This is a genomic window from Thalassobaculum sp. (assembly GCF_040219615.1).
Lineage (GTDB): Bacteria > Pseudomonadota > Alphaproteobacteria > Thalassobaculales > Thalassobaculaceae > Thalassobaculum_A.
Window position 1 is genome coordinate 89,842 of sequence record NZ_JAVJSE010000041.1, and the last position, 14,093, is coordinate 103,934.

The window sequence follows — 14,093 nt, forward strand, 5'->3', positions numbered from 1 at the left end:
TCCCTCCGCAAGCGGGCGGGGACAGGCCAAACCAAGGGGACCCGAAGGCATGTGGGCCGGGCTCGTCGAATACGTCATTCCGTTCCTCGTCATTCTGACCGTGCTCGTGTTCGTGCACGAGATGGGGCATTACCTCGTGGCCCGGCGCGCCGGCGTCAGGGTCGAGGTGTTCTCGGTCGGATTCGGCCGGGAGCTGTTCGGCTGGACCGCGCGGTCCGGTACGCGCTGGAAGATCTCGCTGCTGCCGCTCGGCGGCTATGTGAAGATGTTCGGCGAGGCCGACCCGACCAGCACCGGCGGCTCCGGCGTCGATGCAATGTCCGAGGACGAACGGTCGGTCTCGTTCCATCACAAGCCGTTGAAGTCCCGCGCCGCGATCGTGGCCGCCGGACCGGCGGCGAACTTCCTGTTCGCGATCCTGCTGCTGGCCGGACTGTACACCTTCGTGGGCCGGACCTACGCGCCGCCGGTCGCCGACGAAGTCGTTGCCGGTTCCGCGGCGGAGCAGGGCGGGGTCAAGGTCGGCGACACCTTCGTGACGGTCGACGGCGCGGCGATCGAGCGCTTCGACGACCTGCGGCGTGCGGTGTTCGAGCGCCCGGGGCAGCCGATCGAGCTGGTGGTCGAGCGCGACGGCAGCCGGATCCCGCTCACGGTGACGCCCGCGACGGTGACCGAGACCGATCGTTTCGGCACCCAGCACACTTTCGGCCAGCTCGGCGTGCGAACCAACCGGGTCAGCATCCAGCAGCTCGATCCGGTCTCGGCGATCGGGGCGGCCGGCGCGGAAACCTGGTCGATCGTCGGGCAGACCCTCAACGCGGTCGGCCAGATCATCGCCGGGACCCGCGGGACCGAGGAGTTGGGCGGACCGCTGCGGATCGCCCAGTTGTCGGGCGACGTCGCGCAGCGTGGCTGGGTGACGACGATCTGGTTCATGGCCATGCTGTCGATCAACCTCGGTCTCATCAACCTGTTCCCGATCCCGGTCCTCGACGGCGGACACCTGCTGTTCTACGGAGTCGAGGCGCTGCGCGGGCGGCCGCTTGGCGAGCGTGCCCAGGAATGGGCGTCGATGGCCGGACTCACCCTGGTCATCGCGCTCATGCTGTTCGTGACCTGGAACGATCTCATCCACCTCAAAGTGGTCGAGTACATCGGGTCGCTGCTCGGGTAATTGGTTGTGATTTCTTCGGTTTGCGCCGCGTAGCCCGAACGCTATAGTCGCCGCCGCGCGTGCCAGCGCGACCGTGTTCGCCGATAGGGGGCCGGCTCTTGCCGTCATCGATCAAGATTTTGGTACAGGCGGTCGCGGTTGCGGTCGTATTGCTCCTGGGCGGGCCAGCGTCCGCGCAGAGCGGTTCCGGCCGTGTCTCGGACATCGAGGTCCAGGGCACGCAACGGATCGATCCCGGCACCGTGCGTTCCTACATGCTGATCCAGCCGGGCGACCTGTTCGATCCGGAACGCCTGGACCGTTCGCTGAAGGCGCTGTTCGGGACCGGCCTGTTCGCCGACGTCACGATTCGCCGCCGCGGCGACGCGCTGCTGGTGACCGTGGTCGAGAACCCGATCATCAACCGGATCGCCTTCGAGGGTAACCAGCGGATCGACGACGAGGAACTGACCCGCGAGGTCGAGCTTCGGCCGCGCGTGGTGTTCACCCGTACCCGGGTGCAGCAGGACGTGCAGCGGATCGTCGAGATCTACCGGCGCTCAGGGCGCTACGGCGTGGCCGTCGAACCGAAGGTGATCCAGCAGGAGCAGAACCGGGTCGATCTGGTGTTCGAGATCGACGAGGGCGAACAGACCCCGGTGCAGACGATCTCGTTCATCGGCAACAAGCGGTTCAGCGATTCGACCCTGCGCGGGGTGATCCAGACCAAGGAATACGCCTTCTACCGCTTCCTGAGCTCCTCCGATACCTACGACCCCGACCGGTTGAGCTTCGATCGCGAACTGCTGCGCCGGTTCTACCTCGAGAGCGGCTACGCCGACTTCCGTGTGCTCTCCGCGGTGGCCGAACTGACCCCGAACCGCGAGGCCTTCGTGGTCACCTTCACGGTGGAGGAGGGGCAGCCCTACGACTTCGGCAAGATCAGCTTCGACATCGGGCTGCCGCGCATCACCGATCAGGACCTCGCGGGGCTGGCGGTGACCGAGACCGGCGATCGCTACGACTCGACCAAGGTGGACGACACGGTCGATGCGATCTCCGACAAGCTGGGCAACCAGGGCTACGCCTTCGTCGACATCCGGCCGCGGGTCGATCGGCACCCGGAGACCCAGACCGTCGACATCACCTATCAGATCGGCGAAGCCAGCAAGGTGTTCGTCGAGCGGATCGATATCGTCGGCAACGTCCGGACGCTCGACCGGGTGATCCGGCGCGAGATGAACCTGGTCGAGGGCGACGCCTTCAACGTCTCAAACATGCGGCGATCCGAGCGTCGGATCCGCAACCTGGGCTTCTTCAAGTCGGTGAAGGTCTCAAACTCCGAAGGCTCGGCGCCGGACCGTACCAACATCCTGGTCGAGGTCGAGGAGCAGCCCACCGGCGAGATCTCGTTCGGCATCGGCTATTCCTCGGTCGACGCGGTGATCGGCGACGTCGGGATTCGCGAACGCAACCTTCTCGGCCGCGGCCAGGACCTGCGCTTCGGCGTCTCGGGGTCGGCGAGCTCGACCGAGTACGACATCTCGTTCACCGAGCCTTACTTCCTCGGGCGCGACGTCTCGGCCGGCTTCGACCTGTTCCGCGTCGAGCGCGAATACGACGAGAGTTCCTACTCCGAGGTGCGGACCGGCGGTTCGCTGCGCGCCGGCTACGAGCTCGCCCCGGACCTCCGGCAGACCGTCAACTACACGCTGAAGAACACCGAGATCAAAGACGTCGAGGCCGATGCCTCGCGCTTCGTCACCGAGCAGGAAGGCGAGACCCTGGTGTCGCAGTTCGGCCAGACCCTGACCTACGACAAGCGCGACAGCCGCGTCGACCCGCGCGACGGCTACATCGCCCAGTTCACCTCGGAGATCGCCGGCGCCGGCGGCGACGAGCGGTTCCTGCGCCTGAAGACCAAGGGGGCCTACTACGTCCCGTTCGATACGGTCTGGGGCCTGGCGTTCCTCGGCCAGGCCGGCTACATCGTCGGCCTCAGCCAGGACGTGTCCATCGCCGAGCGCTTCTTCATCGGCGGCAACAGTTTCCGTGGCTTCGAGAAGGCCGGTATCGGGCCGCGCGACGTCGATTCGGACGACGCGCTGGGCGGCAACCAATACTATGTCGGATCGGTCGAGTTGACCTTCCCGACCGGTCTGCCCGAGGATCTCGGCATGCGCGCCTACGTGTTCAGCGATGTCGGCAGTCTGTGGAACGTCGATGCCACCGGCCCGGAGGTCCGCGACGTGAACTCGATCCGGGCATCGTTGGGCATCGGCGTGGAGTTCGTGACGGCATTCGGGCGGATCCGGGTCGACGCCGCCGAACCGGTGCTGAAGGAAGACTTCGACAAGACCGAGCTGTTCCGCTTCAGCTTCGGCACACGCTTCTGAGGAGGCCGCATATGTCGGCCCGAATGGCGGCGGCCATGCTGGCCGCGCTGATGTCCATTGCGGCGCCGGGCGGATCGGCGATCGCGCAGACCGCTGCACCGTCCGTCGCGCAGGCCGAACTGCCGATCGCCGTGGTCGACGTCCAGGGGATCATGCGGGCGGCGAAGGCCGCCAAGGCGATCCACGACCAGATCGAGACCCGGCGCAGCGCCTACCAGGAAGAGGTTGCGGCGGAGGAGCGGCGGTTGCGGGTCGCCGAGCAGGATCTCTCGCAGCAGCGCGCGGTGCTGGCGCCCGATGCCTATCAGCAGAAGGTCCGGGAGTTCCAGACGAAGGTGGCGGAGGTCCAGCGCCAGGTGCAGATGCGCAAGCGGGAGCTGGACGAGACCTTCGCCCGGGCCATGAACGAGGTCCGGAAATCGCTGGTCGCGGTGGTGGCGGAGATCGCCGAGCAGCGCGGCATCAAGCTGGTGCTCTTCAAGAGCCAGATCGTGATCGCCGAGAAGTCCCTGGACGTCTCCGACGAGACGCTGCAGCGTCTGAACGAGCGGCTGCCGACGGTGAAGGTCGAGCTGCCGGCCCTGAAATAGGATCCGCGCGATGACCGATCCACGGTTCTTTCGCTCCAGAGGCCCGTTTTCGCTAGCCGAGCTGGCGGCCATGACCGGGGCCGAACTGGTCGGCGCAACGGACCCCGAGCGACGGGTGGCCGATCTGGCGTCGCTCGACAGCGCCGGAGAGAGCGACATCAGCTTTCTCGAGAACCGCCGCTACCTCGCCGGTTTCCGGACCAGTCGGGCCGGAGCCTGTCTGGTGGCGCCGGACTTCGTCGACCAGGCACCGGCCGGGATGGCCCTGCTGGTGACCAAGCGTCCGCGCCGGAACTTCGCCCGGATCGGCCAGACCTTCTATCCGACCGAGCCGGCGTCGCCGGGCGTGCATGCGGCGGCCTTCGTGGACCCGAGCGCCGAACTGGGCGACGCGGTGTCGGTCGCTCCCGGAGCGGTGATCGGGGCCGGAGTCAGGATCGGCGCGCGCAGCGAGATCGGCCCGAACGCGGTGATCGGCGAAGCGGTCGAGATCGGCGAGTCGACGCGGGTCGGGGTCGGGGCCTCGGTCAGCCACGCACGCATCGGGTCCCGGGTGTTCCTGTATCCCGGGGTCCGGATCGGTCAGCCGGGCTTCGGGTTCGAGATGGATGGCGACGGCCCCTTCGTGGTGCCGCAGCTCGGCCGGGTCATTGTCGAGGACGACGTCGAGATCGGTGCGAACACCACCGTCGATCGCGGCAGTGGCCCGGACACCGTGATCGGGCGCGGTACCATGATTGATAATCTTGTGCAGATAGGCCACAACGTCGTGGTCGGTCGCGGCTGCATCATTGTCGCGCAGGTCGGCATCTCGGGAAGCACGCGGCTGGGCGATCGGGTGGTTCTGGCCGGTCAGGTCGGGGTCGCCGGGCATCTGGAAATCGGCGACGGAGTCCAGATCGCGGCCAAGTCCGGAGTAACCCGAAGCGTGCCTGCCGGCGTGGCGGTGGGGGGCGCGCCGGCCGTTCCGGTTCGTGAGTTCCGCCGCCAGATCGCGGCCATCAAGCGATTGGGACGACGCAGCGAAGACGAGACGTGAGGCGTCGAGAAATGAGTCAGGCGGAATCGGCCCCGGCAGCGGAAGCCGGATTTGATATCGACGTGATGCGGGTCATGGAATTGATCCCGCATCGCTATCCGTTCCTGATGGTGGATCGCGTCGCGTCGATCATTCCGAACGTCAGCTGCATCGGGATCAAGAACGTTTCCATCAACGAGCCGTTCTTCGCCGGCCACTTCCCGCAGCGCCCGGTGATGCCGGGGGTGCTGATCATCGAGTCGATGGCGCAGACCGCCGGCTGCCTGGTCGTCGCCACCCTCGGCGCGGAGTCGGAGGGCAAGCTGGTGTACTTCATGACCGTGGACGACGCCCGGTTCCGCAAGCCGGTTGTGCCCGGCGACCAGATGAAGGTCCATGTCAGCAAGCTGCGTAACCGCGGCGCCGTCTGGAAGTTCCGGGGAGAGGCACGGGTGAACGGGACGCTGGTCGCGGAGGCGACCTACTCCGCGATGATCCTCGACGCCTGAACCGGAGAGGCAGAGTGGCGCGCGAGATCCATTCGACAGCTGTCGTCGACCCCGGCGCCGAACTGGCGGACGGTGTAAAGGTCGGCCCCTTTTCCGTGATCGGTCCGCAGGTCGTCCTGGCCGAGGGCTGCGTGGTCCACAGCCACGCGGTCATCGGCGGCCGCACCAGGATCGGCGCCCGCAGCGAGGTGTTTCCGTTCGCCAGCGTCGGGCTGCGCCCGCAGGACCTGAAGTACCGCGGCGAACCGTCGGAGCTGGTGATCGGCAGCGAGACCGTGATCCGCGAGCACGTGACGCTGAATCCCGGCACCGAGGGCGGCGGCATGGTGACCAGGGTCGGCGACCGCTGCCTGCTGATGGTCGGGACCCACGTAGGTCACGACTGCGAGGTCGGCGACGGGGTGATCATGGCCAACAACGCCACGCTGGCCGGCCATGTCCGGGTCGGCGACTTCGCCGTGCTGGGCGGGCTGTCCGCCGTCCACCAGTTCGTCCGGATCGGTCGCAACGCCATGGTCGGCGGCGTCACCGGCGTCGAGCGCGATGTCATTCCGTACGGGTCGGTCATGGGCGACCGGGCCCGGCTCTCCGGAATCAACATCATCGGCATGAAGCGTCGCGGCCACAGCCGCGAGGACATCAACAGCGTACGCAAGGCCTACCGTCTGCTGTTCGCCAGCGAGGGGACGTTCATGGAGCGTCTGCAGGAAGTGGCCGAGGAGTTTGCCGATTGCGCGCCGGTGATGGAGATCGTCGGCTTCATCCGCGAGGATTCGTCGCGGAAGATCTGCCAGCCGGGGGACGGCGGCGAAGTCTGAGGCGGACATGAGCGGTCTCGGGATTGTCGCGGGAGGGGGAGTCCTGCCCCGGCGCATTGCGGAAACCGCCGCCGCGGCCGGCCGGCCGGTATTCGTGGTGGCTTTCGAAGGCCATACCGACGCGGAGACGGTGGCCGGCCTGCCCCATGTCTGGCTCAAGCTGGGACAGACCAACGCGGCGCTGCGCGCCCTGCGCGAGGCGGACTGTGCCGACGTGGTCATGGCCGGACCGATGCGGCGGCCGACGCTCTCGTCGCTGTCGCTCGACTTCCGCTCGATGACCGCGCTCGCCAGGGCCGGCAGCCGGGTGTTCGGGGACGACGGGCTGCTTTCGGTCATCGTCGAGGAGATCGAGCGCGAGGGGTTCCAGGTGGTCGGCGTGGAGGATGTGATCGGCGGCTACCTGGCCCCGGAGGGGATGCAGGCCGGAAGATCGCTCGACGCGGCCGACGAACGCGACGTCGCGCGCGGCATCGCCGCCCTTCACGCCGTAGGCGGTGCCGATATCGGCCAGGCGGTGGCGGTCCAGGAGGGCCTGGTGCTGGCGGTTGAGGCCATCGAGGGAACCGACGCCATGATCGCGCGGGCCGGCGCACTGCGCAGGCCGGGCCCGGGCCCCGTGCTGGTCAAGGGGGCCAAGCCGGGCCAGGAGCAGCGTGCCGACCGCCCGACCGTGGGCGAGGCGACCGTGGCTGCGGCGAAGGCCGCCGGGTTCCGCGGCATCGTCGTCGAGGCCGGGGCGACGCTGGTGATCGACCGCGAGGCCACGGTCGGCGCGGTCGAGGCCGCCGGGCTGTTCCTGCTGGCGCGGCGCTTCGCGGGCCCGACATGATCGACGACGATGCGCCGCTGATCTACCTGATGGCCGGCGAGGCTTCGGGAGACGTCCTTGGCGCCGGCCTGATGCGGGCACTCCGGATCCGCACCGACGGTCGCGTCCGGTTCGCCGGCCTGGGCGGCGACACCATGGCGGCCGAGGGGCTGGACAGCCTGTTTCCGATCTCCGAGATGGCGGTGATGGGGATCGTCGAGATCCTGCCGAAGGCGCCGATGCTGCTGCGCCGGGTCTGGCAGACCGCCGACGACGCCTGGGCCCGCCGGCCGGCGGCGGTTGTATCCATCGATTCCAAGGCCTTCACCATGCGGGTCCAGAAGATCCTGCACCGGCGCCGGGCCAAGGCCGGCGGCGAGGGCCCGAAGCTGATCCACTGGGTGCCGCCGACGGTCTGGGCCTGGCGGCCGGGGCGGGCCAAGGCGATCGCCCGCCACCTCGACCACCTGATGACGCTGTTCCCGTTCGAGCCGCCGTATTTCGAGGCGCACGGGCTGGAGACCACCTTCGTCGGGCATCCCGCGGCCGGTCAGCCGGCCGGCAACGGCGCGGCGTTCCGCGGCCGGTTCCGGCTTCCCAAGGGCGCGCCGGTGCTCGGCGTGATGCCGGGCAGCCGGCCCGGCGAGGTCCGGCGGCTGCTGCCGGTGTTCCGCGAGGTGGTGGCGCGGCTGGCCGGCCGCTACCAGTCGCTGCAGGTGGTGATCCCGACGGTGCCGCTGGTCGCCGAGGCGATCCGCGAAGAGACCCGGAGCTGGCGGGCGCCGGTCACGGTGGTCGAGGATCCGCGCTACAAATACGACGCCTTCGCGGCCTGCACGGTGGCGCTGGCGGCGTCCGGCACGGTGACGCTGGAGCTGACCCTGGCCGGCGTGCCGACGGTGGTCGCCTACCGGGTGAACGCGGTCTCGGCGGCGATCGCCCGGCGCCTGATCGACCCCGAGGCGATCGTCCTGACCAACAAGCTGCTGGGGCGGCGGGTGATCCCGCAGTTCATCCAGGAGGACTGCACGCCCGACCGGCTGACCGTCGCGGTCGAACGGCTGTTCGACGACCCACGGGCCCGGGCCGAGCAGGGAGCTGCCAGCGAGGCCGTGCGCCGCCTGCTGACCGCCGACGGCGAGGCGCCGTCGATGCGGGCCGCCGACACCGTGCTGCGGGTCGCCGGCGTCGTCGCCTGAGCGGAGCGACGGTCCTCGACTGACGGATTCCCACGCAGGCAGCGGAAATGCGAAGGGGCGGCCCGAAAGCCGCCCCCGAGATGCCGAAGCCGCGGGACGCGGTCGGTCAGCGCTGGCCCACCGGCACGTAGGCCCGCTTCTCCGGGCCGGTGTAGAGCTGCCGCGGCCGGCCGATCTTCTGGCCCGGTTCCTCGATCATCTCCTTCCACTGCGCGACCCAGCCGACGGTGCGGGCGACCGCGAACAGCACGGTGAACATCGAGGTCGGGAAGCCGAGCGCCTTCAGCACGATTCCCGAATAGAAGTCGACGTTCGGAAACAGCTTGCGGTCGACGAAGTATTCGTCCTCCAGGGCGATCTTCTCGAGCGCCATGGCCAGCTCGAGCAGCGGATCGTCCAGGTCGAGCTCCGCCAGAACCTCGTGGCAGGACTTCTGCATCACCTTGGCGCGCGGGTCGTAGTTCTTGTAGACACGGTGCCCGAAGCCCATCAGGCGGAACGGATCGTCCTTGTCCTTGGCGCGCTTGATGAACTCGTTGATGTTGTCCTTGTGGCCGATCTCCTGAAGCATGTTCAGGACTGCCTCGTTCGCGCCGCCATGCGCCGGGCCCCACAGCGAGGCGATGCCGGCGGCGATGCAGGCGAACGGGTTGGCGCCGGACGAGCCCGACAGCCGGACCGTCGAGGTCGAGGCATTCTGCTCGTGGTCGGCGTGCAGGATCAGGATCCGGTCCATCGCGCGGGCGACGGTCGGGCTGATCTTGTACGGCTCCGCCGGCACCGCGAACATCATGTGCAGGAAGTTCTCGGCATAGGACAGGTCGTTGCGCGGGTAGTTGAACGGCTGGCCGACCGAGTACTTGTAGGCCATGGCGGCGATGGTCGGCATCTTGGCGACCAGCCGGAACGAGGCGACCATCCGCTGGTGTTCGTCATGGATGTCGGTCGAGTCGTGATAGAACGCCGACAGGGCCCCTATCACGCCGCACAGAACCGCCATCGGATGAGCGTCTCGCCGGAAGCCGCGGTAGAAGTTGCTCAACTGCTCGTGGACCATCGTGTGATAGGTCACGTCGCGGTCGAACTTCTTCTTCTGGTCCCTGTTGGGCAGGTCGCCGTAGAGCAGCAGGTAGGCGACATCCAGGAAGTCGGAGTTCTCGGCGAGGTCCTCGATCGAGTATCCGCGGTGCAGCAGGATGCCTTCGTCGCCGTCGATATAGGTCAGCGCCGACTCGCATGAGCCCGTCGAGGTGAAGCCAGGGTCGTAGGTGAAGTGCCCGGTCTCGGCGTACAGCTTTCGCACGTCGATCACGCTCGGGCCCATCGTGCCGTCGATGACCGGCAGCTTGTAGGACTTGCCGGTGGCATCGTCGGTGAGCGTAAAGGTACCGGCGTTGCTCTGAGTCATAGTTGTCCGTCCCCTGTGTCTCGTGCGGCCTCTGGCGCGGTACCGTCGGGGGTCCCGCCGGGCCGGGCGTGGATCTTAGCCGTTAGTGTGCACTGCGCAAACCGCCTCGATGCGGCGCAGCGTCTCGGCCTTTCCGAGCACTGCGAGAACCTCGAAGATCCCGGGCGAAGCGGCGGATCCGGTGATGGCCGCGCGCAGAGGCTGCGCCACTTTCCCGAGCTTCAGGCCGTATTCCTCTGCAAATCTGCGCACAGCGTCTTCGATGCCATGCTCGTCGAATGACGTAAGTGCCGTTAGGTGCGGTGCAAGAGCGGCGAGCGCTGCCCGGCCCGCGTCGTCGAGCAGGGTGGCGGCCTTCTCTTCCATCGGAATCGGGGTGTCGACCACATAGAAGCGCGCGTTTGCGGCGAGTTCGACCAGGGTCTTTGCGCGCGACTTGAGCCCCGGCATGCCGGCACGCAGGCGGCGTCTTGCCTCGTCGTCGACGGTCAGCGCCGGATCGTCCGCCAACCGCTCGGCCACCAGTTCGGCCAGCCGGTCGTCGTCGGTCTCGCGGATGTAGTGGCCGTTCAGGCTCTCCAGCCTGGCGTAGTCGAAGCGCGCCGCCGACTGACCGACCTTGTCCAGGTCGAACCACGCGACCGCGTGCTCGGTCGAGATGATCTCGTCGTCGCCATGGCTCCAGCCGAGCCGGAGCAGGTAGTTCCGCAGCGCCTCGGGCAGGTATCCCATGTCCCGGTAGGCGTCGACGCCGAGAGCGCCGTGGCGCTTGGAGAACTTGGCGCCGTCCGGTCCGTGGATCAGCGGCAGGTGCGCGAACACCGGCAGGTCCCAGCCCATCGCCTGGAATATCAGGGCCTGCCGGAAGGCGTTGTTCAGGTGGTCGTCGCCGCGGATCACGTGGGTGACCCCCATGTCGTGGTCGTCGACCACCACCGAGTGCATGTAGGTCGGCGTGCCGTCGGCGCGCAGCAGGATCATGTCGTCGAGCTGGGCGTGCGGGACCGTGACCGCGCCCTGCACGGCGTCCTGGATGGTCATCTCGCCGTCGAGCGGCGCCTTGATGCGGATCACCGGGTCGACGCCGGCCGGTGCCTCCGACGGGTCGCGGTCGCGCCAGCGGCCGTCGTAGCGGACCGACCGGCCCTCGGCGCGCGCGCGCTCGCGCATCTCCGTCAGTTCCTCCGGCGTGCAGTAGCAGCGGTAGGCCTTGCCCTGCTCCAGCAGGGTCCGGGCGACCTCGGCGTGGCGTGCCGCGCGCGCCGACTGGAACACGACCTCGCCGTCGCCCTCCAGGCCGAGCCAGGACAGCCCGTCGAGGATCGCGTCTACGGCTTCCTTAGTGGAGCGCTGGCGGTCGGTGTCCTCGATGCGCAGGCGATAGGTGCCGCCGTGGTGCCGGGCGAACAGCCAGTTGAACAGGGCGGTCCGGGCCCCGCCGATATGCAGGAAGCCGGTCGGCGACGGCGCGAAGCGGGTGACGACGGTCATGGGCGCGGCTCGTGTCGCGTTTCGGGTGCGTGCGATCGGCGTCGATCGCGCCCGCCCGGCGGGAGGGCGGGTGGTGAATAGCACAACGTCCGTTGCGAGGCGACCGACCGCCGATCCGGCCGTCGCGGTGCGTCGGCGCCTGGGATTGCAGGCCGGGTCGTCGCCCGGTCCGATGTCTCGGCTGGCCGGCCTCGTGCGGCGCGAGGCTCCCCGACGCCTGCTGTGGCTGCCGGTCGCGATGGCGGGCGGGATCGGCGGCTACTTCGCCCTGACCGTCGAGCCGGCGGCGGCGGCCGGCCCGGCGGCGGTGGCTGCCGCCGTGGCGGGGGCCCTGCTGCTGCGCCGCAACCCGATCGCGGTCTGGCTCGCGCTGCTGCTGGTCGCGGCCGGGCTCGGTTTCGCGGCGGCGCAGATTCGGACCCGGTCCGTCGCCACCGTGATGCTGGAGCGCGAGACCTGGGCGATCGTCGAGGGGCGCGTGGCGGCGATCGAGCGGCGGCCGACGGGCTGGCGTCTGACCCTGGTCGAACTCGCCTCACTGGCCGCGACCGGCGGAGCGACCACACCCAGCGGCGTGCGGATCTCGCTCGCGGGGCGGCGGGCCGCCACCGCTCTGGAGACCCTGCGCATCGGCGACCGGGCGAGGGTCCGGGCGCGGATCCGACCACCGTCGCCGCCGGTGGCGCCGGGCGCCTTCGACTTCCAGCGCCACGCCTTTTTCCGGGGGATCGGTGCGGTCGGTTTTGCCGTGGGGCCGCTCGAGCCGGTGGCCGGTGGCGAAACCGGGCATTGGAGCGGTGTCCGCGAAGCGGTCGATCGCGTGCGGGCGGCCACGGCTCGCCGGATCCGGGCGGCGCTGCCGGACCCGGCCGGGTCGGTGGCGGCGGCCATGCTGGTCGGCGACCGTGCCGGCATCGACGAACCGACGGCGGAAACGTTCCGCGAGACCGGGCTGGCTCACCTGCTGGCAATCTCCGGGCTGCACATGGGGTTGGTGGCCGGCACCGTCTACGGTTCAGTGAGGTTGGCGCTGGCGACCTGGCCCGCGGTGGCCCTGCGCCGGCCGGTCAAGAAATGGGCGGCGACGACGGCCCTGGGGGCGGCCGCCCTCTATCTGCTGCTGGCCGGGGCTCCGGTGCCCACCCAGCGGGCTTTCCTGATGACCGGCCTGATCCTCACGGCGGTGCTGCTCGACCGCGAGGCGATCAGCCTGCACCTGGTGGCCTGGGCGGCGGCGGTGGTCCTGCTGATCGCTCCGGAGACGCTGATCGGCCCGAGCTTCCAGCTGTCCTTCGCCGCCGTCACGGCGCTGATCGCGGTGTGGGAGACGCTGTCCCGGCGCCGCCGCCGCCGAACATCGGGGCCCGTCGGAGTGCTGTGGCGGTCGGCCGGCTATGTCGGCCGGGTCGCCGCCACCTCGCTGGTCGCATCGCTGGTGACGGCACCGGTGGTCGCGCATCACTTCCAGCAGGTGCCGCTGCTGGGGGCGGTTGCGAACCTGGTCGCGGTGCCGCTGACCGCGTTCGTGACCATGCCGGCCGGTGTGGTGGCGCTGGCGGTCATGCCGGTCGGGGCGGAGGTCCTGCCGCTCAGGGTGATGGGGTGGGGGATCGAGGCGACGCTGTGGTCCGCGGATCTCGCTGCCCGGGCACCGCTGACCGCCGTCGGCGTGCCGGCGCTCGGGAGCGCAGCGCTGCTGTCGCTGGCGATCGGAGGCCTCTGGCTGGCGCTATGGCGCAGCGCGCTGCGATGGTTCGGGCTCTGCGGGATTGCCGCCGGGTTGCTCGTCGCGGTCATGGACCGGCCGCCGGACGCCTTGTTCGCCGCCGATGGCAGCCTGGCCGCCGTCCGGATTCCCGGGGCCGGCTGGGCGGTGTCCGCCGGGACCGGCAACCGGTTCACGCGGGCGGCCTGGGAGCGTCGCTGGGGCGGCGAGCCGGCGACCGCCTTCCTGGCGGCCGACGGGGTCGCCGACGGCTTCGGATGTGACGGGCTCGGCTGCGTGCTCCGCCTCGGCGGACGGGTCCTGGCGATGCCGACGTCGCCGGAGGCGGCGCGGGAGGACTGCCGGCGGGCCGACATCGTGGTCACCGCCGTCGGGCTTCGGCAAGGCTGCGGCGAGGGTGCCGCGCTGGCGTTCGATCGCCGTGCGCTGCACCGTGGCGGTGCCCTGGCGGTCTGGATGGCGGCCGACGGGATCCGGACCCGTTCGGTCGAGGAGTCCCGCGGCGTCAGGCCGTGGGTCGTGGCGACCGACCCATAGCCGGAAGGTAAACAAATCGTGAATCACCTTGGCAAATAGATCGAAAGCGATGTAAAAGCCGGGATCCACCTCCGGGGGGCGGCGGATGAGACCGGATTAGGGGAGGTCTACGGATGTCGGATTCGCTTCGTCAGCGTTGCTTCATGATTCTCGGGGATGCCGTGGCCGACGTCGTCGGACGTCGGAACCTCGCCTATGTCGCGGTGGCTCAGGCGGCAAAGTCGGAAGATCACAGCAAGGATCGCTGGGCGAGCACGATGTTTCAGCAGATCTCGGTGACCAACCGGAAGCAGATCCGTAGCAACGCAATCGAGCGCGCTCATGTCGAGCGTTCAAGGGCGATCGAAGCGGCCCGTCGCAAGCAGCCGGAAGTCGTCCTGGCCGATCTGAGCAAGCTGTTCGGGCGCCCGCAACTGGCCTGACGATCTCCGCTC

At 69.2% G+C, this 14,093-nt stretch carries 12 protein-coding genes; 10 read left to right on the forward strand and 2 right to left on the reverse strand.

Annotated elements, in window-relative coordinates:
- The first annotated feature begins 49 nt into the window (after positions 1-49).
- From rseP to lpxB, 8 genes are all read left to right on the forward strand, one after another.
- Entirely contained in the window at positions 50-1,177 is a 1,128-nt protein-coding gene (gene rseP / locus RIC31_RS23315) for an RIP metalloprotease RseP (RefSeq protein ID WP_350113735.1), read from the forward strand.
- 59 nt (positions 1,178-1,236) lie between these two features.
- Entirely contained in the window at positions 1,237-3,552 is a 2,316-nt protein-coding gene (gene bamA / locus RIC31_RS23320) for an outer membrane protein assembly factor BamA (RefSeq protein ID WP_350113738.1), read from the forward strand.
- 11 nt (positions 3,553-3,563) lie between these two features.
- The gene (locus RIC31_RS23325; RefSeq protein ID WP_350113741.1) at positions 3,564-4,142 is read left to right on the forward strand and encodes an OmpH/Skp family outer membrane protein; all 579 of its coding nucleotides are present in this window, start codon (positions 3,564-3,566) and stop codon (positions 4,140-4,142) included.
- A 10-nt stretch (positions 4,143-4,152) separates the two neighbouring features.
- Positions 4,153-5,181, forward strand: a complete 1,029-nt coding sequence (lpxD, locus tag RIC31_RS23330; RefSeq protein ID WP_350113744.1) for a UDP-3-O-(3-hydroxymyristoyl)glucosamine N-acyltransferase — start codon at positions 4,153-4,155, stop codon at positions 5,179-5,181.
- A gap of 65 nt (positions 5,182-5,246) precedes the next feature.
- Positions 5,247-5,669 (forward strand): 3-hydroxyacyl-ACP dehydratase FabZ, encoded by a 423-nt coding sequence (fabZ, locus tag RIC31_RS23335; RefSeq protein WP_502990149.1) that lies wholly within the window; start codon positions 5,247-5,249, stop codon positions 5,667-5,669.
- Between the two features lie 14 nt (positions 5,670-5,683).
- Complete coding sequence (gene lpxA, locus RIC31_RS23340; protein ID WP_350113749.1) at positions 5,684-6,487, forward strand: acyl-ACP--UDP-N-acetylglucosamine O-acyltransferase; 804 nt, start codon at positions 5,684-5,686, stop codon at positions 6,485-6,487.
- Positions 6,488-6,494: 7 nt separating this feature from the next.
- Entirely contained in the window at positions 6,495-7,319 is an 825-nt protein-coding gene (locus tag RIC31_RS23345) for an LpxI family protein (protein WP_350113752.1), read from the forward strand.
- Complete coding sequence (gene lpxB / locus RIC31_RS23350; RefSeq protein WP_350113755.1) at positions 7,316-8,497, forward strand: lipid-A-disaccharide synthase; 1,182 nt, start codon at positions 7,316-7,318, stop codon at positions 8,495-8,497. The genes RIC31_RS23345 and lpxB overlap by 4 nt, the downstream gene beginning before the upstream one ends.
- A gap of 106 nt (positions 8,498-8,603) precedes the next feature.
- On the opposite strand, the gene RIC31_RS23355 is transcribed toward lpxB, so the two are convergent.
- Together RIC31_RS23355 and gltX are read right to left on the reverse strand one after the other, a co-directional pair.
- Positions 8,604-9,905 carry a citrate synthase gene (locus RIC31_RS23355; protein ID WP_350113758.1) on the reverse strand — a complete coding sequence of 434 codons (1,302 nt, stop codon included), beginning with the start codon at positions 9,903-9,905 and terminating at the stop codon, positions 8,604-8,606.
- Between the two features lie 75 nt (positions 9,906-9,980).
- Entirely contained in the window at positions 9,981-11,396 is a 1,416-nt protein-coding gene (gene gltX / locus RIC31_RS23360) for a glutamate--tRNA ligase (protein ID WP_350113760.1), read from the reverse strand.
- Positions 11,397-11,568: 172 nt separating this feature from the next.
- Here gltX and RIC31_RS23365 point away from each other — a divergent pair, with 172 nt between their 5' ends.
- Both RIC31_RS23365 and RIC31_RS23370 read left to right on the forward strand, forming a co-directional pair.
- Positions 11,569-13,659 (forward strand): ComEC/Rec2 family competence protein, encoded by a 2,091-nt coding sequence (locus RIC31_RS23365; RefSeq protein ID WP_350113763.1) that lies wholly within the window; start codon positions 11,569-11,571, stop codon positions 13,657-13,659.
- A gap of 113 nt (positions 13,660-13,772) precedes the next feature.
- Entirely contained in the window at positions 13,773-14,081 is a 309-nt protein-coding gene (locus RIC31_RS23370; protein ID WP_350113766.1) for a hypothetical protein, read from the forward strand.
- Positions 14,082-14,093: the final 12 nt, after the last annotated feature.

Excerpts from the sequence above, each read along its gene's own strand:
- lpxB (WP_350113755.1), top strand. The coding sequence starts at position 7,316 with ATGATCGACGACGATGCGCCGCTGATCTACCTGATGGCCGGCGAGGCT.
- gltX (WP_350113760.1), bottom strand. The coding sequence starts at position 11,396 with ATGACCGTCGTCACCCGCTTCGCGCCGTCGCCGACCGGCTTCCTGCAT.
- rseP (WP_350113735.1), top strand. The coding sequence starts at position 50 with ATGTGGGCCGGGCTCGTCGAATACGTCATTCCGTTCCTCGTCATTCTG.
- RIC31_RS23345 (WP_350113752.1), top strand. The coding sequence starts at position 6,495 with ATGAGCGGTCTCGGGATTGTCGCGGGAGGGGGAGTCCTGCCCCGGCGC.
- RIC31_RS23355 (WP_350113758.1), bottom strand. The coding sequence starts at position 9,905 with ATGACTCAGAGCAACGCCGGTACCTTTACGCTCACCGACGATGCCACC.
- fabZ (WP_502990149.1), top strand. The coding sequence starts at position 5,247 with ATGCGGGTCATGGAATTGATCCCGCATCGCTATCCGTTCCTGATGGTG.
- RIC31_RS23365 (WP_350113763.1), top strand. The coding sequence starts at position 11,569 with ATGTCTCGGCTGGCCGGCCTCGTGCGGCGCGAGGCTCCCCGACGCCTG.
- lpxD (WP_350113744.1), top strand. The coding sequence starts at position 4,153 with ATGACCGATCCACGGTTCTTTCGCTCCAGAGGCCCGTTTTCGCTAGCC.
- RIC31_RS23325 (WP_350113741.1), top strand. The coding sequence starts at position 3,564 with ATGTCGGCCCGAATGGCGGCGGCCATGCTGGCCGCGCTGATGTCCATT.
- RIC31_RS23370 (WP_350113766.1), top strand. The coding sequence starts at position 13,773 with ATGTCGGATTCGCTTCGTCAGCGTTGCTTCATGATTCTCGGGGATGCC.